This is a genomic window from Streptomyces sp. NPDC027672 (assembly GCF_055566335.1).
The window spans coordinates 179,367-200,721 of the sequence record NZ_JBVHSO010000015.1 but is presented as its reverse complement, the minus strand read 5'-3'; the positions used below and the strand labels follow the sequence as shown (position 1 = coordinate 200,721).

General features: G+C 72.0%; 16 protein-coding genes. 6 read left to right on the top strand and 10 right to left on the bottom strand.

The window, feature by feature from the left end:
• Positions 1-194: 194 nt before the first annotated feature.
• Positions 195-4,160, top strand: a complete 3,966-nt coding sequence (eccCa, locus tag ACZ4SV_RS30625) for a type VII secretion protein EccCa (RefSeq protein WP_468008099.1) — start codon at positions 195-197, stop codon at positions 4,158-4,160.
• A gap of 156 nt (positions 4,161-4,316) precedes the next feature.
• On the opposite strand, the gene ACZ4SV_RS30620 is transcribed toward eccCa, so the two are convergent.
• The 8 genes from ACZ4SV_RS30620 to ACZ4SV_RS30585 form a co-directional block, all read right to left on the bottom strand.
• Positions 4,317-6,395: a protein kinase domain-containing protein gene (locus ACZ4SV_RS30620; protein WP_468008097.1), complete on the bottom strand. Its 2,079-nt coding sequence runs from the start codon at positions 6,393-6,395 to the stop codon at positions 4,317-4,319.
• Positions 6,396-6,522: 127 nt separating this feature from the next.
• On the bottom strand, positions 6,523-8,751 hold the full coding sequence (locus ACZ4SV_RS30615) for a protein kinase domain-containing protein (RefSeq protein WP_468008095.1): 2,229 nt from the start codon (positions 8,749-8,751) through the stop codon (positions 6,523-6,525).
• Positions 8,752-8,760: 9 nt separating this feature from the next.
• Positions 8,761-9,675 (bottom strand): protein kinase family protein, encoded by a 915-nt coding sequence (locus ACZ4SV_RS30610; protein WP_468008093.1) that lies wholly within the window; start codon positions 9,673-9,675, stop codon positions 8,761-8,763.
• Between the two features lie 99 nt (positions 9,676-9,774).
• Positions 9,775-10,077, bottom strand: coding sequence for a WXG100 family type VII secretion target (locus ACZ4SV_RS30605; RefSeq protein ID WP_365876144.1), 303 nt, complete (start codon positions 10,075-10,077; stop codon positions 9,775-9,777).
• Positions 10,078-10,119: 42 nt separating this feature from the next.
• Complete coding sequence (locus ACZ4SV_RS30600; protein ID WP_365876146.1) at positions 10,120-10,455, bottom strand: WXG100 family type VII secretion target; 336 nt, start codon at positions 10,453-10,455, stop codon at positions 10,120-10,122.
• Between the two features lie 116 nt (positions 10,456-10,571).
• Entirely contained in the window at positions 10,572-11,798 is a 1,227-nt protein-coding gene (locus ACZ4SV_RS30595) for a S8 family serine peptidase (protein ID WP_468008091.1), read from the bottom strand.
• Positions 11,799-11,897: 99 nt separating this feature from the next.
• A complete protein-coding gene (locus tag ACZ4SV_RS30590) occupies positions 11,898-13,745 on the bottom strand; it encodes a WXG100 family type VII secretion target (protein ID WP_468008089.1) in 1,848 nt (615 codons plus the stop codon).
• Entirely contained in the window at positions 13,738-14,181 is a 444-nt protein-coding gene (locus tag ACZ4SV_RS30585) for a hypothetical protein (protein ID WP_365876150.1), read from the bottom strand. The genes ACZ4SV_RS30590 and ACZ4SV_RS30585 overlap by 8 nt, the downstream gene beginning before the upstream one ends.
• 431 nt (positions 14,182-14,612) lie before the next feature.
• On the opposite strand from ACZ4SV_RS30585, the gene ACZ4SV_RS30580 reads away from it, so the two are divergent.
• The 5 genes from ACZ4SV_RS30580 (at position 14,613) to ACZ4SV_RS30560 (ending at position 19,354) form a co-directional block, all read left to right on the top strand.
• Positions 14,613-15,131 (top strand): hypothetical protein, encoded by a 519-nt coding sequence (locus tag ACZ4SV_RS30580; protein WP_468008087.1) that lies wholly within the window; start codon positions 14,613-14,615, stop codon positions 15,129-15,131.
• Positions 15,132-15,206: 75 nt separating this feature from the next.
• A complete protein-coding gene (locus tag ACZ4SV_RS30575) occupies positions 15,207-17,534 on the top strand; it encodes a hypothetical protein (protein ID WP_468008085.1) in 2,328 nt (775 codons plus the stop codon).
• Between the two features lie 47 nt (positions 17,535-17,581).
• The gene (locus tag ACZ4SV_RS30570) at positions 17,582-18,127 is read left to right on the top strand and encodes a hypothetical protein (RefSeq protein WP_468008083.1); all 546 of its coding nucleotides are present in this window, start codon (positions 17,582-17,584) and stop codon (positions 18,125-18,127) included.
• Between the two features lie 83 nt (positions 18,128-18,210).
• On the top strand, positions 18,211-18,717 hold the full coding sequence (locus ACZ4SV_RS30565) for a hypothetical protein (protein ID WP_468008081.1): 507 nt from the start codon (positions 18,211-18,213) through the stop codon (positions 18,715-18,717).
• A gap of 142 nt (positions 18,718-18,859) precedes the next feature.
• Positions 18,860-19,354, top strand: coding sequence for a hypothetical protein (locus ACZ4SV_RS30560; protein WP_468008080.1), 495 nt, complete (start codon positions 18,860-18,862; stop codon positions 19,352-19,354).
• Between the two features lie 105 nt (positions 19,355-19,459).
• On the opposite strand, the gene ACZ4SV_RS30555 is transcribed toward ACZ4SV_RS30560, so the two are convergent.
• The gene (locus tag ACZ4SV_RS30555; RefSeq protein WP_398215768.1) at positions 19,460-20,068 is read right to left on the bottom strand and encodes a hypothetical protein; all 609 of its coding nucleotides are present in this window, start codon (positions 20,066-20,068) and stop codon (positions 19,460-19,462) included.
• Positions 20,056-21,351, bottom strand: coding sequence for a type VII secretion-associated serine protease mycosin (gene mycP, locus ACZ4SV_RS30550; protein ID WP_468008077.1), 1,296 nt, complete (start codon positions 21,349-21,351; stop codon positions 20,056-20,058). Before mycP ends, ACZ4SV_RS30555 begins: the two co-directional genes overlap by 13 nt.
• Positions 21,352-21,355 lie beyond the last annotated feature (4 nt).

Genomic DNA, 21,355 nt, shown 5'->3' with positions numbered 1-21,355 from the left:
CCGGGGTTCCGCCGCCTCTTCCCTGAGGGGTTTGCCCGGGTATTCCGGTCTGCTCGGCGTGTGCTCACGCGAACATCCGGCACCCTACCGCTCACCCGTGCCGCGTGAACTCAGTAGGATCACGCGGCGGCCTGCGCTCGCCGGACACGGGGCGGCGGGCGGAACGCCTGGGTCGGGCAAGGGAATTGGTGAGCGTGAGCCAGATTGTCGTAAAGCGCCCCCCTAGGGCGCTGCCGTCCGAAGTGCCCGCGGATGAGGTCGTTGTCCAGCCGCCGCCGGAATTGCCGCGGGGGCATCAGGAGAGCGTGCTGATGCAGCTCCTGCCCACGCTGGGCATGGGCGGCTCGGTGGTCTTCTTCTTCACGAACGGCCAGCCGTTCATGAAGATCATGGGCATGATCATGATCGCCTCGACGGTGGGCATGTCCGTCGCGATGGTGGTCCGCTTCCGCCGCGGCTCCCAGGGCCAGCTCGCCGACATGCGCCGCGACTACCTCAGCTATCTGTCCCAGACGCGCAAGTCCGCCGTGGCGACGGCGAGGACCCAGCGGGACGCGCAGTACTACCTGCACCCCTCCCCCGAACAGCTCTGGGCGCTCGTCGCCGAGGGCAGCCGGGTCTGGGAGCGGCGGCCCGGCGACGAGGACTTCGCGCACGTGCGCGTCGGCCTGGGCCCGCAGCCGCTGGCGACCCCGCTCGTCGCCCCGGAGACCGGTCCCGTCGAGCAACTGGAGCCGCTGACCGCGGGCGCGATGCAGCGCTTCCTCGCCGCGCACGGCAGCGTCGGCGACCTGCCGATGGCCGTGTCGCTGCGCGCCTTCTACCACGTCACGGTCAGCGGCGAGGCGCGGTCCGTGCGGGCCTCGGCCCGCGCCCTGGTCGGCTCGCTGGCCTCGCTGCACTCCCCGCAGGACCTGATCGTCGCGGTGGCCGCGGGCCGGGAGGCGCTGCCGCACTGGGACTGGGTCAAGTGGCTGCCGCACGCCCAGGCGCCCGGCGCGGTGGACGGCGCCGGTTCGCGCCGGCTGATCGGCGGCGACCCGCGCGAGCTGGAGGACCTGCTGGCCGCCCGGCTGACCGGCCGGCCGCGCTTCCACCCGGCCGCCCCGCCGCTGCTGGACGAGCCGCACATCGTGCTCGTCCTGGACGAGCTGTCCCTGCTGCCGGACTCCGTCCTCGCCAACCCGGAAGGGTTGCAGGGCGTCACGGTCCTGGAGGTGGTGCCGGGCGAGCTGACGACGGCCGGCGGCGACCTGTCCGTCGTCGTACAGCCCGGCCTGCTGCGCCTGGAGTCCGGGCACGGCGAGGTGTACGAGGGCAGCCCCGACGCCCTGTCCTACGAGTCCGCCGAGGCGCTGGCCCGGCAGCTCGCGCCGCTGCGCATGGCCTCCGGCGGCGACGACGACCAGCCGCTGCTCGCCAACCTGGAGTTCACCGACCTGCTGGGGCTCGGGGACGCGGCGTCCGTCGACACCAAGCGGACCTGGCGCCCGCGCGCGCTCGCGGAACGCCTGCGGGTGCCGATCGGTCTCGGCGAGGACGGCCGGCCCGTGATGCTGGACCTGAAGGAGGCCGCGCAGGAGGGCATGGGCCCGCACGGCCTGTGCGTCGGCGCGACCGGCTCCGGCAAGTCGGAGCTGCTGCGCACCCTGGTGCTGGGCCTCGCCGTCACCCACTCCTCGGAGACCCTGAACTTCGTCCTCGCGGACTTCAAGGGCGGTGCGACCTTCGCCGGCATGGCGCAGATGCCGCACGTGGCGGCCGTCATCACCAACCTCGCGGACGACCTCACCCTGGTCGACCGCATGGGCGACTCGATCCGCGGCGAGCTGAACCGCCGCCAGGAGCTGCTGCGCGACGCGGGCAACTACGCCAACATCCACGACTACGAGAAGGCGCGCGCGGCCGGTGCCCCGCTCCAGCCGATCCCGTCCCTGGTGCTGGTGATCGACGAGTTCAGCGAGCTGCTGACCGCCAAGCCGGACTTCATCGAGATGTTCGTGCAGATCGGCCGCATCGGCCGGTCGCTGGGCGTGCACCTGCTGCTGGCCTCCCAGCGCCTGGAGGAGGGCCGGCTGCGCGGTCTGGAGACGTACCTGTCGTACCGGATCGGTCTGCGCACCTTCTCCGCGGCCGAGTCGCGCGCCGCGCTCGGCGTCCCGGACGCCTACGAGCTGCCGAACGTCCCCGGCTCCGGCTTCCTGAAGTACGGCACCGACGAGATGGTCCGGTTCAAGGCGGCGTACGTCTCCGGTGTGTACCGCTCGGGCGGCCAGCGGGCGGCCCTGCCCGACGGCCGGCTCCCGGTGGACCGCCGCCCGGTGCTGTTCACGGCCACCGAGGTGCCGGTGCAGTACTCCGCGATCCCGCAGCAGCGCACGCAGTCCGCGCCCGAGGTGGACGAGGCGCTCGCCGACACCGTCCTCGACGTGATCGTGCGCCGGCTGGAGGCGCAGGGCCCGGCGGCGCACCAGGTGTGGCTGCCGCCGCTGGAGAGCCCGCCGTCGCTGGACGCACTGCTGCCGGGCCTGGCCGCGGTGCAGGGCCGCGGTCTGACCCAGCCGAACTACGAGGGCGCGGGCCGTCTGGTCGTGCCGGCCGGTCTGGTCGACAAGCCGTACGAGCAGCGCCGCGACCGGCTGATGCTCGACTTCTCCGGCGCGGCGGGCCATATGCAGATCGTCGGCGGCCCGCAGTCCGGCAAGTCCACCCTGCTGCGCACGCTGATCTGCGCCTTCGCGCTCACCCACACCCCGCACGAGGTGCAGTTCTACGGCCTCGACTTCGGCGGCGGCGGCATGGCAGCGGTGGCCGGGCTGCCGCACGTCGGCGGCATCGCCTCCCGTCTGGACCCGGAGCGCGTGCGCCGTACGGTCTCCGAGGTGTACGGCGTCCTCACCCGCCGCGAGGAGTACTTCCGCACGGCCGGCATCGCCTCGATCGCCGACTACCGCGCGCGGCGCGCCCGGGGCGACATCTCGGTCACCGACCAGCCCTGGGGCGACGTGTTCCTGGTCATCGACGGCTGGGGCAACTTCCGCACCGACTACGAGGGCCTGGAGCCGGCGGTCCTGGACATCGCCGCGCGGGGCCTCGGCTACGGCATCCACCTCGTCCTCACCGCGTCCCGCTCGATGGAGGTCCGGGCGAACCTCAAGGACCACCTGATGAACCGCCTGGAGCTGCGCCTGGGCGACGTCATGGACTCCGAGATCGACCGCAAGGTCGCGGTGAACGTCCCCGCCGGCGTCCCCGGCCGTGGTCTGTCACCCCAGAAGCTGCACTTCATGGCGGCGGTGCCGCGGATCGACGGCCTCACCTCCGACACCGAACTGGCCGAGGCCACGGCCGCGCTCACCACCGAGGTCGGGCGGCACTGGCAGGCGCCGGGCGCCCCCAAGGTACGGCTGCTGCCGCGCCGGCTGGACGCGGTCGAGCTGCCGCCGGGCGACCGGTTCCGGCAGCGGGGCGTCGCCTTCGCGCTGGACGAGGAGAACCTGGAGCCGGTGTTCGTCGACTTCGAGCAGGACCCGTTCTTCCTGGTCTTCGGCGAGAGCGAGTCCGGCAAGTCCAACCTGCTGCGGCTGCTGATCAGGCAGCTCACGCTGCGGTACGGCGGTGACGAGGCGAAGTTCTTCGTGGTCGACAACCGCCGCTCGCTGCTGGACGTCACGCCGGCCTCGCACCTGGCCGAGTACATCCCGATGTCCAACCAGATGGACCACCACATGGTGGCGCTGGGCGACCTGATGCAGCGCCGCACGCCGACGGCCGACGTCACGGCGCAGCAGCTCCGGGACCGGAGCTGGTGGCGGGGGCCGCAGGTGTTCGTCGTCATCGACGACTACGACCTGGTGTCCACGTCCAGCGGCAACCCGCTCGGCGGACTGACCGAGATGCTGCCCTTCGCCCGGGACGTCGGCGTCCGCTTCATCATCGCCCGTTCCTCCGCGGGTGCGGGCCGCGCCTCCTACGAGCCGTTCATGCAGCGCATGAAGGAACTGGGCGCCCAGGGCCTCCTCCTGTCCGGCGACCCGGCCGAGGGCGACATCCTCGGCGGGGTCCGCCCGCGCCCGATGCCCGCGGGCCGGGGCGTCTTCGTCTCGCGCAAGCGCGGCAAGCCGCTGGTCCAGACGGGCTGGGTGGACGGGGAGTACTGACGCGCGCTCCTCCCCGGTGGCCCGTCGTCGCGTCGGCCGTGACGCGGACCGACGGCTGCCGGGGAGGAGCGAGGCCGCACCGGGGAGGTGGCGGGGCCGCACCCGGGAGGTGGCGGGCGCGCCGGGGAGGTGGCGGGTGCGCCGGGGTGTGTCCCGTCAGAAGACCGGGAGGGCCAGCAGGGTGTCGCCGGAGCGGACGAAGGCGCGGTTGCCGGCGGCGGCCAGCCCGGGGTCGCCGGCCAGCGGGACGTCGTAGGACCAGATCTCGTCGCCGCTGTCCAGGCTCGCGGTGTGCACGGTCAGGCCGCTGGAGTCGTCGATCAGCCAGGCGCCGCCGCCCTGGACGACGACGGGGCACTTCTCCCCGCTCTCCAGGGAGAACCACACCTGGTCACCGTCGCGGACGGCGAGCCGTACCGTGGTGCCGCCGACGCAGGCGTACACCGAGTCGCCGAAGACGCTGGGCCGGCTGTATTCCGGCGGGTCGGCGTACTTGTTCGTGTCCTGCCACAGCTCCCTGCCGTCCGTGATGCGGCGCGCGGAGAGCGACTTGCCGTTGAGGTAGACCACGCCGTCCCGGGCCGCCGGGAGCAGCGCGCGCTTCCTCGCCTGGTGGTACAGCGTCCACGCGGTGCGTCCGGTCCGCGCGTCCAGGGCGAAGGCGTGGCCCGTGGTGGTGGCGAGGACCAGCATGCCGTGGTCGGCGACGGCGCCCTCGGGCGCGACGGTGTCGCGGAACTCCGCCGGCGGCGACACGGTCCAGCGGATCCGCGCGTCGGAGCGGCCCACCGCGCGCAGCCGGTGGTCCTGCGTCCAGACGTACACCGCCGTCGCGTCGGCGGCGAGCAGTGCCTTGGCGCCGGCCGGCGCCGTCCACTTCGCCTCGCCGGTGGACGGGACGAAGGTGTGCAGCGTGCCCTCCCGGTCGGCGCCCACGAGGAGCCGGTCGGACAGCGAGAGATAGCGGCTCGTCATCTCCAGGTCCGGAGCGGTCCAGCGGCGTTTGCCGTCCACGACGTTGACGGCGCAGACGCCGCCGGACAGGGCGCCGGTGACGACGACGTCCCGGATCGGCAGCGGCGCCGGCGAGTCCTTGCCCACCACGCCGTCGTGGCTCCACAGCGGCTTGGGATGGCCGCCGACGAGGTAGTCGCCGTCGTCGGCGGACAGGACCCGGGCCGCGGGCGTGCGCACGGCGGGCGGGATACGGAACGGATCCGTGCGCGGGCCGCCGCCCGCGCGCAGCAGCCACCACGCCGTGCCGCCCCCGCCCGCGGCGAGCAGCGCGCCGCCGGCCGCGAACGAGGTGACCAGCCCCCGCCGGGACGGCCCGGTCCGTGCCGTCGGCAGCGGCGCGGACAGCTCCCGGATCGCCCGCTCCCGCTCCCGGATGGCGTCGGCCACCGGCCCGCGCCGCCACGCCGCCGAGTCCTTCTTCGGCCCGGCGAACGCGGTGGCGATCTGCTCCGGGGTGGGCCGGGCCGCCGCGTCCTTGGCGAGGCAGGGCGCGATCAGCGCGTGCCACTCGGGGGTGACGCCCTGCCAGTCGGGTTCGCCGTGCACGACGTCGTACTGCACGGCGGCCACATGGGTGCCCCGGAACGCGCGGTGGCCGGTGGCCGCGTAGACGAGGACGGCGCCGAGCGAGAACACGTCGGCGGCCGGTGCCACGCGCCGGCCGAGGACCTGCTCCGGTGCGCCGTAGCCGGGGGTGACCGGGATCTGGCCGGTGGTGGTGAGGGTGAGGCCGTGTTCGGGGCGGGCGATGCCGAAGTCGATGACCCGCGGGCCGCGCGCGGTGAGCACGATGTTCGGCGGCTTGAGGTCGCGGTGGACGAAGCCGGCGGCGTGGATGTCGCGCAGGGTCCGCGCGACCGACGCGGCCAGGGCCCGCAGGCGCGCGTCGTCGAGCGGGCCGTGCCGGTCCACGATCTGGTCGAGGGTCGGTCCGGCGAGGAACTCGGTGGCGATCCAGGGCCGGCCGCCCTCGGTCTGCGCCCCCAGCACCGCCGCCACACCCGGGCTGCTCACGGCCCGCGCCGCCAGCGCCTCCCGCACGAAGCGCTGGGCCAGGTTCCCGTCGTGGGCGAGTTCGGGCCGGAGCACCTTGACGGCGGCGACGGTCCCGGCCTGGTCCTGGCCGACGTACACCTTGCCCATGCCGCCTTCGCCCAGCACGCCGAGCAGCCGGTAGGGGCCGAGCCGGATGGGGTCGCCGGTCTCCAGGGGTCTCATCGCTGTTCGCTCTCTCTTCTCACCGGACGGCCGGCCGGACGGCTGACCGGACGACCGGCCGGATGGCTGGCCGGACGACCGGCCGGATGGCTGACGGGGCGGCTGGTCCCGTGGTCGGCGGGGGCGTTCACCGCAGCGGGAAGGCCGCGAGGAAGCGGCCGCCCAGTGCGAGGACCAGCCCGGCCTTTTCGTGGGCCGTGAACCGGTCGCCGGTGGTCTTGTAGGCGCGGGCCGGGGTGCGGGAGGACAGGTCGATGGCCCACAGCCGCTTACCGCGCTTGCTGTAGGCGTAGTCGGCGCCGATGACGGGCGCCGCGTTCAGGTCCGCCTCCGCGCCCCCGCCGCCCTTCTCCCGCCACCTGACGCGGCCGTCCGCCGCGTCGAGGGCGACCAGCCCGGTCCCCTTCTCCACCGCGTACACGGTGCCGTCCTTGACCGCCGGCAGCCCGTAGGTCCGGCCCGGCCGCCCGGTCCCGGAGTCCCAGACCTTCGCGCCGTCGGCGAGCCGCAGCGCGGTGAGCCGGCCGGCGCCCACGTACAGGTGCCGTCCGTCCACGGCGAGCGGCCGGCGCACCCGGTCCGGCTTGATCCCGGGCAGCGGGTGGTCCCAACGGACGGCGCCGGTGCGGTTGTCGCGCACGACCGCGTGCACGCTGCCGTCGCCGGCCTCCTGGAACGCCACCAGGTGCCGGCCCACCGCGGCGGCGGCGACGAAGTACAGGTCCTGGGCGCCCGGCCGGCGGGCCGGCAGCGGGGTCTTCCACAGCCGCCTGCCGGTGCCGGTGTCGACGGCGAGGAGGTACCAGGACTGGCCGGCCTTGAAGCCTTCGAGGGAGTACGCGCCGGTGCCCGCCACCACATAGGCCACACCGTCCGCGACACAGAGCATCTGGGTCTCCACCAGGGCCCCGTTGAGGTCGTCGAAGTGCGCGAAGGACTTCTCGGCCGCGCCGGTGGCCGGATCGACCGCGGCCAGGTACAGCGGGTACGACTTCGCCTCCTGGTAGGGCACGTCGTCGAGGATGGACGCCACCCGGACCAGCCGCTCGCCGTCGGAGGCGGACTGCCAGACCGACTCGTCCAGGTCCGTCGTCCACCGGGTCGCGCCGGTCTCGGCCAGGACGCCTCTCAGGCCCTTGCCCGCCACCAGCGCCACCAGGTCCCCGGCGGGGTATAGCTGGGCCGGGAGGTAGCCCAGCGGCCACTGCACCCAGCCGGGGTCCGGGTCGGGGACCTGGATCTGCCAGAGGGAATCGAGCTGCTTCTTCGGCAGCACGCTGTTGCCGGGCCCCGGGAGCGGCCGGTCCGGACCGCCGCCGGCCGCCGCGTACAGGCCCCACGCGCCGGCGCCCGCACCGGCCACCGCCGCCGCCGTGCCCGCGCCGGTGAACAGCAGCCGGCGGCGGGTCCACCGCGCGGGCGCGGCCGTCGCCGCGGTGTCCGGCGCGTCGGCCGGAGCCGGCAGCCGCCGCGGGGTGAGCTGCCAGACCTCGGTCGCGCGGTGCCCGATGTCGGCGAGCAGCGCGTCCGGCAGGTGGTCGGCGAACTCGCCGGCGCCGTCGTGCAGTTGGGCGGCCAGTCGGCCGGTCGTCGGTCGGCGGAAGGGGTTCTTGTCCAGGCACTGCGCGAGGACGGGCACCAGGGCGTCGGGTACGCCGGTCAGGTCGGGCTCGGCGTACTGCACCCGGTACAGCAGGTCGGCGGCCTGGCCGTGGCCGAACGGCGGGTGCCCGGTGGCCGCGAAGACCAGCAGCCCGGCGAGCGCGAACACGTCGCCCGCCGCGGAGTGCTCCTGCCCGGCCGCCTGCTCCGGTGACATGAAGGCGGGCGTGCCGACCGCGACCCCGACCCGGGTGAGGTGCTCGTCGCCGGCCGCGCGGGCGATGCCGAAGTCGATGACCTTCGGGCCGTAGGCGGTGACGAGGACGTTGGACGGTTTGAGGTCCCGGTGGACGACGTCGGAGGCGTGCAGTTGTCCCAGCGCCCCGCACAGCGCCGCGCCGAGGGCCCGCACCGTCGCCTCGGGCAGCGGGCCGCACAGCTCGACGGCCTCGTCCAGGGGCGGTCCGAGCACGTACTCCGTGGCCAGCCAGGGCGTCTCGGCCCGCACGTCCGCGGCCACGACCCCGGCGCCGTACCGCTCCCCGACCACCCGGGCCGCGTCCGTCTCCAGCCGGAACCGGGTGCGGAAGGCCGGGTCGGAGGCGATACGGGCGTGCATGGTCTTCAGCGCGACGGTACGGCCGCCCGCGGTTCGGGCCAGATAGACGGTGCCCATGCCGCCGGTGCCGAGGCGGGCGACGGGCCGGTAGGGGCCGATCGCCCGGGGGTCGTCGTGGGTGAGGGGAGAGGGCATCGGCGTACGTCAGTTCCGGACGGGGGCGGCCCCGACGGCCGTCTCCGCCGTGAGGAGGGCCGCCGACTGGTGGGCGAGGGCGGCGATCACCCGGCCGGGAAGCCGGCCCGGGGCGAGCGGGGAGTCGCTGGCATCCGTCAACTCCGCTATGAGTTCGGCCAGTTGGGGCCGGGAGCCGGGGTCGCGGGCGAGACACCGGCCGATGACGGTGCGCAGGGCGGCCGGGAGTTCGTCGCGCTCCGGGGCCGTGTGGCCGGTGGCGGCGTACGCGAGCGTCGCACCGAGGGCGTACACGTCCCCGAGCGGGCGCGGGCGGCCGCCGGACGCCTGCTCCGGCGGCAGGCTGCCCGCCTCCAGGCCGGGCAGCCCGGACCGGGGCGTGCCGTCCGGGGCGGCGGCGCGTACGGCACCGAAGCAGGTCAGGCGCGGGCCGTCGGCGGCGAGGAGCACGGCCGCGGGGGACACGCCCGCGAAGGCCAGGCCCTGCCCGTGCACGATGGCCAGGGTCTCGGCGAGGGCCGCGCCGAGCGCGCGTACCGTCCGCTCGGGCAGCGGCCCGCCGTGCACGGCGAGGGCGGTCGGCAGCGGCAGGACGGGCAGATAGGGACGGGCGTGCCAGGCGGGCCCGTCCGGGCCGGCGACGGCCGTGGCCGGGGCGGCGCAGGGGCCGAGGAGATAGCGGGAGTCCTCGGCCTCGGCGAGGAAGCGCCGCGGGTCGGCGCCGGGCAGCGGCAGGGACAGCAGGACGGTGTCCGTGGAGTCGGCGCCGCGGGCGATGTACCGCCGCTCGGGGACGGGGAGCCGGGTGCGCGCCTCGTCCAGGGCGGTGATCAGGGTGTACGGGCCCACCCGCCGCCGCGCCGGGCCGGTGCCGCCCGCTCCTCCCCCGGCGGCCACGCCCGTGGCGCCCTCTGTGGCATGCATCGCTGTCCTGGTGTCCGTTCCGCGCTGGCCGTGCGGCACGACAGAGGGTGGGCACCTCCCGTGCGTGCCCACCCCGCTGCCGTACCGTGCCGGCCGGTCCTACATGAAGTAGCTGGCGGCCTTCCGGTCGCCGCCCTGGTAGTCGCCGCCGGCCGCGTGCACGACCTTGCCGATCTGGACCAGGGCCTCGTGGATGCCCTTGGCCTCACGGTCCCAGGCGGCCTGCTGCTCGGCGTAGGCGTTGTGCGCCTCGCCCTCCCACATGCTGGCGACGCCGGCGACCTTCTGCTTGATGGCCTCGAGGCCCTCTTCGAGCCGCCGCGCGTGGTTGGCGAGCTGGGTGGCGGTCTCGTCGAGGCTGCCGTAGGAAACTTCGAGCTCGCCGCTGTTGTTGGCGCCCATGATTGCTCCGTTGCTTACGAGGAGGTGGTGGTCTGGAGGGGATCAGTAGCTGGACAGCGCCGAGCCGCCGAGGCCGACGTCGATGCTCTGCACCTGCGAGCGGACCTCGTCCTCCGTGCCGTCCTTGATCTTCCGGGTGGTGCTCATGGCCTCGATGAACTTGGCCAGGATGTTGCCGATCTTGACCATGCGCTCGTTGATCTCGGTCTGCTTGGAGTTGAAGGCACCGGCGCCGATGCCCTTCCAGTTGCCCTCGAGGCTGTCGATGAGGGCCTGCAGTTCCTTGAGCTGGCCCTTGATGCCCTCGAAACGGTGCAGAAGCTCCTTTTCGAGGACGACGATGTCCTTGTCGCTTACCTTCTGGCGCTGCGTCGCCATGTCGATGCCTTTCGTTGTGACTGACCTTGCCGGGTGCCGAGCCTGAGGCGGCGTCGGTACGGCCGGCAAGCGGATTTCTGCCCACTCGGCGGACGAGCGGGTATGCGGGAGACCGCTCAGGCGTTACGGCGTGCGCGCAGCACGGCGAAACCGGCGCCTCCGATGACGAGTACGGCGGCCACGGCGCCGATGATCACCCAGGTCTGGGTGTCACCGCCCGATTCCGTGTCCTTCGCGGCGGCGGAGGTGGGTCCGCCGGCGGAACCGGCTTCCTTTTCCTTGGCTCCCTCGGTGGGTTCCCCGGCGGAGGGCGCGACCGACAGGCTCGGCGTGGCGGTGACGTCCTCGTCCGGGTCCGTTCCGTTCTCGGCGGCGAGGGGGTCGCGGTTCGCCGGTCCCGGATCGATGTCCTTGTCGATCAGCACACGGCGGGGCCGGATGATGCCGTAGCCGAGGTACTTGCTGGGCTCGTCCTTGGCCCAGGTGCGGCCGGCGGTGTCGATGAAGGAACGGAGGACCTGGTTGGCCGTCCAGTCGGGGTGGGCGGACCAGACCAGGGCGGCGGAGGCGGAGGCTATGGCGGAGGCCTGGCTCGTCCCCTGCCCGGGGCAGTACTTCCGGAAGGTCTTGTCGCACCACGTGGGGACGTTGAGACCGGGTGCCGAGAGGTCCACGTCGTTGCCGTACGTGGAGAAGTCGCCCACGGTGCCGGTCTTGTCGATGGCGGCGACACCGACAACGTAGGGGTCAGCGGCCGGATATTCGCCCTTGTTCCCCTTGTTCCCGCTGTTGCCGACGGAGGCGAACATCAACTTGCCCTTGGAGGCGGCGTACTTGATGGCGTCCTCCTCCTCGGAACTGTAGTACGGGCTTCCGAACGACATGTTGATGATTTTGGCGTCGCTGTCGGCCGCGGCCCTGATCGCCTTCTCGGAGGTGAGGGACTTCGCCCGCTCGGTCTCGTCCGTCAGCTGATCGAGTCCGATACGAATCGGAATGATCTTCGCGCCGGGAGCAAGGCCCTTGATGCCGCCACCGGCTCCCGTGCCGGCGATGATCTCCGCCATCGACGTGCCGTGGCCGTCGTAGTCCTGGGTGACGTGGTATTTCGCGGCGCTCGGGACCTCATCGACGAGCACCTGCCCCTTGAGCGAAGGCGTCTGCGGATTCACTCCGGTGTCGATGACGGCGACCTTCACCCCCTTGCCGGTGCTGTGCTTCCAGATCTCGTCGGCGCCCATCGCGTCCAGATACCACTGCTTGGGCGGAGCGCCGTCCGCGGCCACGGCTCCGGAGGCCAGTCCCGCCGACGCGATCACCAGCGTGCCCAGTGCCGAGCACATCGCAGACAGCCGTCTCGCGGTGCGCCTCGTCAGGAGGGCGGTCCTCGGGCCGCGTCGGCCGGTCCCTGGCTTCATGCCTGTGTACGTCCTCGCTCGTGTTCAGTCGCTCTTCTGGGGCACATCACGCCGCTCCTGCGACGAGCGGTGCTGTTCCGTCCTGGCGGGTGCGCCGGTGCGGCCGGTCTCGGCGGCCGGTGCCTGGCGACCGCCCACCGCTCCGCGGCCGAGCCCCTTGGCACCGGCCTCGGAACCCTTGAGCGGGGAGCCGGAGGTGTTGCGCGGTGCGCCGACGACGCCCTCGGGGTTGGCCGCCGAGCGCAGCGCCGCCTGGCCCGCGCCGGGTTCCGGCTTGGCCGTGGGGGCGCCGACGACGCCCCGCCGGCCCAGCGCGCCCTTGGGCGGCGTGGAGGACGCCGGTTCCTCGGCGCCGACGACCATGCCGCGCGGGACCCGGGGGTTGGCCGCCCCCGCGGACGTACGGCCGGTGACCTGCTTGCCGCCCACGACGCCGTTGCGCGCCGCACCGGCGGGACCGGCGGGACCGGTCGCCCCGGTGCGTCCGCCGGGCATGCCGGTCGTCCTCGGCGTCCCGCCGGTGACGGGGCGTCCCACCGGTGCGCGTCCCGACTGTGCGGTGCGCCCGGTCTGCACGGGCCCCCGCGCACCCGGCTGGCCCGCCGGGGTCGCGCGTCCCATGGCACGGGCGGCCTGTCCCGTCGGTCCCTGCGGAGCCCGGCCGCCGGCGGTGGTGCGTCCCGGCTGGCCCTGCGGCACCCGGCCGGTCCCGGTGCCCGTGGGGCCGGTACGACCCTGCGGCACCCGGCCGGTCCCGGTGCCCGCGGGACCGGTACGGCCCTGCGCGGGGCCGGCCGGCCCGTAGCCGGGAGTGCGGCCGGACGTCGGTGTGACGGGCGGTCCCATCGGGCCCGTGGGCAGCGGAGGCAGCGGGCCACCGCCGGTGCTGGTCGGAACGGTCGGCGTCGGGGTGCCGGGCGGTGCGGCCGGTGCCTGGGGAGGCAGCGTGGTCGTGGTGTTGATCTCCGTGCCGACGTCGTGGCCGCCGCCGGTGGAAGGCACGACGGGGTCGTGGACCTCCTTCAGGGGCGGCACGTGTCCGCCGGCACCCGTTCCGTGCGACGTTGCGCGGCCGGAGCCGCCCCCCGCCACGCTTGCGTGGCTTCGTCCCACGCTCTGCCGGGGCGTCGCCGAGCCACCCGGTCCCGGGCCGTACGGAACCCGGTCCTCGCTCCGCCCCGTCGGCCGGGGCACGCCCACGTCCGGAATGGCCTTGTACGGCTTCGGGTCCGTAGCCATCGCCAGCCCCAGCGCGGTCGCGGACACGGCGTAGAAGGACGCCAACCGGTTCATCTGGTTGATCGCCTCCTGCCGGTTCTTCTCGACCTTCAGCGCGGCGGCGTACTCCGGGTCGCCGTCGACCTGCTTGGTCTTGGGCAGCTCGTGGGGACGCTTCTGCTCGGCCGCGGGCCGGGGGTCGCGCTCGGGCATGGCGCTGCGCACCGAGGCCAGGCCCGTCGCGGCGGCGGAGATCTCGGTGGCGGCGACGTCGGCGAAGGTCGCCAGCTTCTTCGTCCAGTCGACGAGGCCGTCGGTCCAGGTGCGGAACTGCTCGGCGCCCTCGCCTTCCCAGTCGACACCCTTGAGGTGGGTCTCCAGGTCCGTCGCCGCGTCGTGGATCGCCGTGCGGGCGTCCCACAGCGTCTTGCTGGCCGTCTCCAGGTGCTCGGGGTTGGCGTGGTGGACCAGGTCGATCATCGCGTTGAGATCGCGGTCCTCGAAGTCGGTGCGGCCCAGGGACAGGGCCGCACCGATCGGTGTGCCCCTGAACCCGTTCTGCAGCCGGCTGAGCCTGTTGACCATGCCGACCTGGCGGTTGGCCTGCTCGACGTCGGTCTTGTACTCGGACTTGTGCTGCCAGTTGTCAGTCAATGGAACTCGCCCCCGCGGACTGGTGGTCGCCGCCGTGCTCGGCAGTCTTGGCGGGCTTCGGGTCGGCGTGCTTCTCCTTGGGCTCCGTGGCCTCGCGGTGCTCGTGGTCCAGGTGCGCGCGGATCTGCCAGAAGCGGCGCCGCACCTCGTCGTCCGTGCCGTCGTACGTGACGTCGGCCGCGTGGGCGGCGAGCGTCAGGGCCTCGATCTGCATCCCGAGGTTCCGCGACAGCGTGGTGAGGCGCTCGTGCACCTGCTCGTACTTGCCGTGCAGCTCGGTCGCCTCGTGGAAGGGGATGTTCGAGCCGCTGAACGAGGAGGCGCTGATCCTGTGTTCCGCGAGCCTGGACGGGCTGCCGGGAGCGCCCTCGAAGGCCTTCAGCGCGTCGTCGACCTTCTTCTTGAACTTCGCCAGCGCATCGATGCCACGCCTCATACCCGAGCCGCTACCGCCGCTCACCGCGACCCCTTCCCCGTTCCCCGTTGGTACAGCCGGCAGACCGGGCGGCGCAGGGCCGCGCACCGGTCCACCGGCGACCACTGTAGTCATTGCGGAAATGGCGGCCAACTGAACTCCGCGACGGTTCAGTTGCGATGCTGTCCGGATCCGACCGGCTCCGGGTCACCGGAGACCGACAAGGCGGTTGATAACGACAGAAAGGGACCGCCGTCTGCGCAGAAGATTCACATGCGCGCGCTTACCCGCCGTCCCGTCCGGGCAGTCGCGCCAGGTGGCCGGCGGCCGGTCCCTCCGCCGAATTTTCACGCCCGGTACATCGCATATGGCAGACATGGCGCAAATTTTCCCCGGCGTTGATTGCTAGGTTGACACGGCATCGGACTAATCGCGGGGGAAGGGGCCCTTCCATGGCATGGGACGAATGGGAGCAGCTCAAGGCAGACGCTGCCCAGGGGCAGTCGACGCACATGCAGCTCAACCATGTCGACGGGGGCGGTGGCACGTACGGGCCGTACGTCCTCCCCAGCAAGACCGGTGACCTCAAGGTCGGCCACAAGGACCTGGAGAAGATCGGCAGCTCCGCGCACCACCTGTACGACCAGCTGTGGGACAAGGCCCGCGTGGCCACCCCGTCCAGCGACTCGGCGGCCGGCGACCTGTCCACGCAGGGCTTCGCCCTCGGCGCCGGGCTCCAGCACGTGTCGAGCCGCTGGGAAGAGCAGTTGAAGTCCCTGATGGACGCCTGCGCCCAGATCGCCAACCACATGCAGACCACCAAGGCCGTGCACGCGAACGACGAGCACTACATCCAGCGCCAGATGAGCAGCATCGACGCGCTGGACGACGGGTTCGACGAGCGGGTGGGGGCGCCGGGCAGGAAGAACTCCATCTACGGCGAGCAGGACAAGAGCGAGAAGAAGGAGTAGCGGCACCGGGAGGCGAGCACAACGCCTCACTCCGCACCGGCCGGCACCGCTTACTTCCGAGGACGACGACACGCCATGGACTTCAACGCTCTCTACCACGCCAACTTCAAGCTGCTGGACGACGCCGTCACCGACTGGTCGACGCTGGTCAAGCACCTCGCGGACCTGAAGAAGGACGCCGAGGAGGATCTTCACAAGACCGCTGTAAAGGCTGACTGGGCCGGTGTGAACGCCCAGGTGTCCCAGCAGTTCATCGGCAAGACGGCCGGTGAGTTCGGTGACGCCCACACGCAGGCGACCACCATCCACAACATCCTGCGGGACACCCGGGACGAGCTGAAGTCGTTCCACCAGCAGCTGACGGACGCCGTCTCGCGCGGGCAGAAGAAGAACCTGACCGTCATCGACGCGGGCGGCGGCAAGTTCACGGTGATGGGCAACACGCGGCCCGACTGGAGTTCGGACCCGAGCGGCAACACGGGCGCCACCAACCAGAAGGACGTCGACGACCTCCGCGACGAGATCCAGGGCATCCTCGGCAAGGCCACCGAGAGCGACAACTCGGCCAAGGACGTCCTCACGGCCATCGTCGACCAGTCCCGGATGGGCTTCTCGGACGCCAGTTACCAGGACCGGGACACCGCCGCAGCGGCCGTCAAGGAAGCCGACGAACTGGCGAAGCTGGCCAGGAAGGACCCCGACGACCTGTCGGTGGAAGACTTCGACCGGCTCAACAAGGGGCTGAAGACGTACGCGAACGATCCGCTGTTCGCGGAGCGCTTCACCACTGACCTCGGCCCGGCGAAGACGTTGGAGTTCTGGACCGGCATCAGCGACCCCCACAGGGGAAACTGGGACTTGGGGCACCAGCGCCTCGACCAGTTCGACGACCTCCAGAGGAATCTGGGGCTGACGCTGGCACACGCGACGCAGAGCGATTCCACGGCCATGGCCGAGTGGAAACGCAAGATGATCGACATCGGTGACCAGCCGATCTACGGCGACCGGGGCGGCCCCATGGGCTTCCAGGTCATGAGCAACCTCATGCGGACCGGTGACTATGACGACCAGTTCCTGAAGGACTACGGCACCAAGCTCATGGACACCGAGCGGAAACTCACGGGCAAGGGCGAGCGCCCGAACCTGATGTGGCGGCTCTCGGCACCGAGTTCATGGCTGAACCGGATCGGGGACGACAGCGGTAACGATCCGCTCACCGGCTACCTCAAGGGCTTGTCCAACAGCCCCGACGCCGCGACCGACTTCTTCAACCAGCAGTACGTCTCCAAGGACGACCCGGACAACCCCTTCGAACGGGACACCGACGGCAACGGCAAGAAGGGCAAGGTCTCCCTGTCCAACTTCCAGTACCTGTTCGAGGAGCGGGACTGGCCCCAGGAGACCAACCTGCACGGAGACGAACTCATCACGGGTCGGAACAACCTCGCGCTGGCCTTGGAGGCCGCCACGACGGGGCATCCCGCGGGCGAGATCCCGACTGATGACACTCCGCCTCACTCGCCCGATCAGGCGAACCTCATGCGGGCGCTCGTCAACTCCGTCTCGGACGACCCGAGCCGGGTGAAGGACCACTCGTACATGTCGGACAGCCTCGGCCAGATCGGCTCCGAGTACCTGCCCGACATCCATCGCGCCATGGCCGACGGTCCTACGGTCAAGGACGGTGCGTCCGGCTGGAACCTGCTGTATCCGCTCGCCGGCACGGACGCCAAGCTGGACCACAGCGCTGTGACCCGGTTCCTTGTCACCGTCAGCCAGAACCCCGAAGGGTATGCCGCACTGCACGTCGGCGAGAAGGCATACACCGCCAGCCTGATGGACTACCACCTGAACCCGGATCTGCCGGCGGACCAGCGCTATCCCCATGACGCGCACGACACCATCACGAGCCTTTCCCGCAAGTCGGGCGAGTTCAGCGGTCTACTCGCCCAGGGCCGCCAGGAGGCCGTTCTCGGCCCCGCCGCCGAGAAGGACAGTGACTACGACTACGCCGTCAGCCAGAAGAAAAACTTCATCTCGGGGTTCGTCGGGACAGGAGTGGGCATCGGGACCAGCTTTATCGCCAGTCCCGTAGTAGGTGCCGGCGTAGGCGGTGCCGCCGGGACAGTGACGTCCATGGTCTTGGAGGCTTTCTACAAGGACGACTCCGGCCAGTACCGGGCCGAGGCCGGCCATGACATCGCCACCCGCTGGGAGACCATCAAGGACTCGACCACCAATATCAACTACGCCGCGGCCCACGAGGCGGCCAAGGCTCACCACGCCGACTACACCGATCAGATCGACACCTGGGTCAGCGAGGGGACGGCCACCGGCTTCAACGACGCCAGCACTGATATCCATGCCATGGCCAAGGACATGGACACCGAAATCCCGGACTGAGACGAGGCGGGCCGAACGTGCTCTCACCCACTGCGTTGGAAGGCTGTATGCGCAAGATCTCCGGGAGCGGAGTCCGCTCCGTCGTTTCCCTTCTCGGTGCCGGACTGCTGGTCGGCCTGGCAACGTCCTGCTCGTCCTCATCGGCCACGCGTGAGTACGCCGTACCCGACGATGTATGTGGCATTCGCGTGGCCGGCCCCCTGCTGGAACCGCTCCTTCCTGCCGGGAAGAAGATCACGGCAGAGCCGACGTCGGCAGTCGGCACCCAGCGCTGCCGGCTGCTGGTGGACGGCAAGGTCGTCTTTTCCAGCAGTCTGGAGAAGCGCGGCGTGAATACCACCGCCGGCGATGTGGCCGCGTCCGCCTACGGTGTGGATCCGACCGACGCCGGCACGAACGGCGGGGATGTCATCTATTCGAAAACGGGAGCCGTCGGCCGCGTCGAGTGCCCGAACTCCGCCTCGGCGAACAACACCGTCTGGGCCACTGCGCGGACGTCCCACAGCGTGAAGGCATCGGCCATGCGGAGCTTCATCGAAGGCTATAGGGCTGCCGCAGCCAAGAGCGCTTGCCGGACTCTGTCCGCGCACTGATCTGTGGCGCGCACCGTCAGGCAAATGAGCGTCGATGGGACAGGACGGGAATGCGTAGAAGGTCGTTACTTGCCCGGCGAACTGTGTCGGCTGTCACCGGATTCCTGGCGGCCGGCCTGATCGCCGGCTGCTCGGATTCCGCTGCCAAGAAGGAATACGACGTGCCCAGGGCGCTGTGCGGCATCCCGCTGGACCGCGGCCTGGTCTCGCCGTTCCTCCCCGCGGGCAAGAAGATCGCGGTCAGGGAGACCCGCCCCGTGCCCTCCAGGAAGCAGTGCCGGGTGGATGTCGACGGTAAGTGGGCGTTCATGGCGAATCTCCAGTGGTGGGAGAAGGACGTGGACGTCTCCACCGTCGTGGCCGCCAATCCGGAGACCGACAAGGCGCCGCAGTCGACCGGTGACGACTTCTTCTACACCGGCACGGGTGCCGTGAAGCTGGTCAAGGGCTGCAAGAACCCTGACCACGCCCGGCATCTGCTGTACACCTCCATCATGGTGGACGACCCGGACCTCGGTGACACCGCCGCCATGAAGAAGCTGGCGAACGCCTTCACGGCAGCCGTGGGGAAGTCCGATGCCTGTGCGTAAGGCTGCTCTGGCCCTCGTTGGTTCTCTTGTGCTGGTGAGCGGGTGCGGGAGTGAGGAATCGGGAGCACAGTCCGCTCTCGGGGCCGGTCAGGCCGCGGCGGTGTTGCCGGATGCCGCGGCCCTGCCGGGGTGGAAGGCCTCCATGGAGCCGGTCGCCTACCCGGTGAAAAAGGCCAAGGAGATGGGCCTGCGTCGGTGCCATGACGTGGCGGGGCGGAACTCCTGCGATCACGTCCGGGTGCTGGGTGCCTCGGTGTTCCGCCGGCAGGGGAAGCCGGACCTCTCCTTCGTCGTCCAGACGTACCGCGACGAGGCCACGGCCCGCGCCGCGTACGGAACCGTCTGGAAGGCGTGGAAGCAGTGGGTGCCGGCGGCCAGGACCGTGCCGGCCCCGCACCTCGGCGACCAGCGCGACGCCGTGGCCGGTCTGAGCGCGTCGACGGCCGAGGGTTCGAAGGGCCTGATGGTCCAGGTGCGGGTGGGCAGCGTCATCATGCTGTCCATGGCCGAGGCCGGTCCCGGGGTCCCCACCGCGGACTCCTTCGCCGACCGGTTCGCCGGCGTCTTCGCACGGCGGGCCGCACAGGCCCAGGCGGGCGACGAGCCGTCGGCCCGGCTCACGGCATCCGCGGGCTGAGCGGCCCGGCCCACGGCGTCCGCGGGCATAGCGGGCCGGCTCACGGCGTCCGCGGGTTGAGCGGCCCGGCTCACGGCGTCCGCGGGCTGAGCGGGCCGGCGGTCGTCAGCAGCCTCCCTCGCGTACCGACGTCCGCAGGCGGTACGCCTGGTAGGTGATCGTTCCCTGCCCGCCGGTGATGCCCGGCGGTGTGTAGTCGTCCTTCTTGGAGCGGACGCGCCGCAGGCGGGCGCAGAACTCGGCGTCCGTGCCGTCCGCGGTGATCGTGAGGGAGGCGTCGGCGGCCGTGTTGCCCTCGGCGGGCTCGACCGCCACCCCGAACTCCGGTGCGTCGCCGCCGCCGGCCTCGGTCACCCGGTCCTGCACCAGCGAGGCGTAGTCGGTGAAGGAGTCGGGGTTGTCGCCCTGGTCGGTGCGGAACATGAAGCCGTCGAGGTCGTCGGTCGCGTGCCGTACCGCGCTGCTCAGCTCGTCGTCGCTCCAGGACCCGTCGTCGGAGACGCCGAAACCCTGGACGGCCAGGTAGACGCCGATGGCCGCCAGGCCCAGGAAGAGGACGCGGGCGGTGACGAAGGCGGAGCCGGGCAGTTCCGGGGCCGAGGGGTTGACGTTCGCGCGCCAGGAGCGCACCCAGTCGGCCTTCACGCAGGCCATGGCCACCAGCACGGCGGACAGCACCAAGCCGATCACGTTGAGCTGGTTCAGCGCGTCCATGCTCCGCCTCCCCTGAGGCCGCGGCGCCTGCGGCGGGCGTCGCGCACCGCCACCGCCGCGCCGCTCAGGGCCGCCACCAGGACCGCCACGGCCACGGCGACGTACGTCGCGATGCGGGCCGTGCGTTCGCGCGGGGTTTCGCCGAGGGTGAGCTTGGCGGGGGTGGGGGCTTCCGCGTGGGTGAGGCCGGCGTCGGGGTGGGGCGACTCGATGGGGTGATCGTCCTCGGTGAGGGCGCGGACCGGGTCCACCACGCCCCAGCCGACCAGGCGGTCGTGTCCCGGGATGGAACGTTCGGCGGTCTGCTCGATCTGGGCCACGACCTCGCGGGGCGTCCAGTCGCGGTGCTTGGCCTTGATCAGCGCGGCCACGCCGGCCACATACGGCGCGGAGAAGCTGGTGCCGTTGTCCGGGCAGTGGCCGCCCTTCGGCACCGTGGAGATCATGTCGACGCCGGGCGCGGAGACGCCGACGAAGTCGCCGGACTGGGAGAAGGCCGCGCGTTCGTTGTTGCGGTCGGAGGCGCCCACGGCGAGGACCCCGAGGTAGGAGGCGGGGTACGTCTTCTTCGAGGCGCCGTTGCCGCCGCCGTTGCCCGCCGAGGCGACCACGACGATACGGGCCGCCAGCGCCTCGTCCACCGCCCGTTGCAGGTCCGGGTCCGGTCGGGCGGCGTCGGTCGTGTCCTGGGAGATGTTGATGACGTCGGCCTTCTTGGCGATCGCGTGCCGGATGGCCTGCGCGAGCGTGAGGGCCGTGCCGTGGCCTTCGGCGTCGTTCTGCTTGACCGGGATGATGGTGGCCTCGGGGGCGAGTCCGACGAAGCCGGTGCCCTTCATGGGGCGGGCCGCGATGATGCCCGCCACCCGGGTGCCGTGGCCGACCGTGTCCGTGGTGCCCTTGGTGTTGCCGCGGTCGATGGGCTCGCCCTGGCTGTCCTTGGAGGGCAGGAAGTTGGCGCCCAGGGAGGCGTCCACGGCCTGGGTGAGCTGCGGGTTGGCCGTGTCGACGCCGGTGTCGATGACCGCGACGCGCACGCCCTTGCCCTTGGACTCGCTCCACAGCTCGTCGAGGTTGACGCGCTGGAGCGCCCAGGGGGTGCCGGCGTACTTGTGGTTGGTCTTGGCGAAGGTGCACTGGCCGGAGCCCGGATCGGCCGCGGCGGCCGGCGCGGCCGGCAGCACCGCGGCCAGGGCCGCGGCGGCGGCCAGGGCCGCGCGGCCGCGGGGCACCGCCGCGAGGGTGGCGTGGCGGCCGGGGCCGGGCGTCGTCGTCGTACCCATCGTC

Coding starts and splice junctions, on each gene's coding strand:
- ACZ4SV_RS30620 (WP_468008097.1), bottom strand. CDS start 6,395: ATGAGACCCCTGGAGACCGGCGACCCCATCCGGCTCGGCCCCTACCGG.
- ACZ4SV_RS30615 (WP_468008095.1), bottom strand. CDS start 8,751: ATGCCCTCTCCCCTCACCCACGACGACCCCCGGGCGATCGGCCCCTAC.
- ACZ4SV_RS30610 (WP_468008093.1), bottom strand. CDS start 9,675: ATGCATGCCACAGAGGGCGCCACGGGCGTGGCCGCCGGGGGAGGAGCG.
- ACZ4SV_RS30605 (WP_365876144.1), bottom strand. CDS start 10,077: ATGGGCGCCAACAACAGCGGCGAGCTCGAAGTTTCCTACGGCAGCCTC.
- ACZ4SV_RS30600 (WP_365876146.1), bottom strand. CDS start 10,455: ATGGCGACGCAGCGCCAGAAGGTAAGCGACAAGGACATCGTCGTCCTC.
- ACZ4SV_RS30595 (WP_468008091.1), bottom strand. CDS start 11,798: ATGTGCTCGGCACTGGGCACGCTGGTGATCGCGTCGGCGGGACTGGCC.
- ACZ4SV_RS30585 (WP_365876150.1), bottom strand. CDS start 14,181: ATGAGGCGTGGCATCGATGCGCTGGCGAAGTTCAAGAAGAAGGTCGAC.
- ACZ4SV_RS30580 (WP_468008087.1), top strand. CDS start 14,613: ATGGCATGGGACGAATGGGAGCAGCTCAAGGCAGACGCTGCCCAGGGG.
- ACZ4SV_RS30575 (WP_468008085.1), top strand. CDS start 15,207: ATGGACTTCAACGCTCTCTACCACGCCAACTTCAAGCTGCTGGACGAC.
- ACZ4SV_RS30570 (WP_468008083.1), top strand. CDS start 17,582: ATGCGCAAGATCTCCGGGAGCGGAGTCCGCTCCGTCGTTTCCCTTCTC.
- ACZ4SV_RS30560 (WP_468008080.1), top strand. CDS start 18,860: ATGGAGCCGGTCGCCTACCCGGTGAAAAAGGCCAAGGAGATGGGCCTG.
- ACZ4SV_RS30555 (WP_398215768.1), bottom strand. CDS start 20,068: ATGGACGCGCTGAACCAGCTCAACGTGATCGGCTTGGTGCTGTCCGCC.
- mycP (WP_468008077.1), bottom strand. CDS start 21,351: ATGGGTACGACGACGACGCCCGGCCCCGGCCGCCACGCCACCCTCGCG.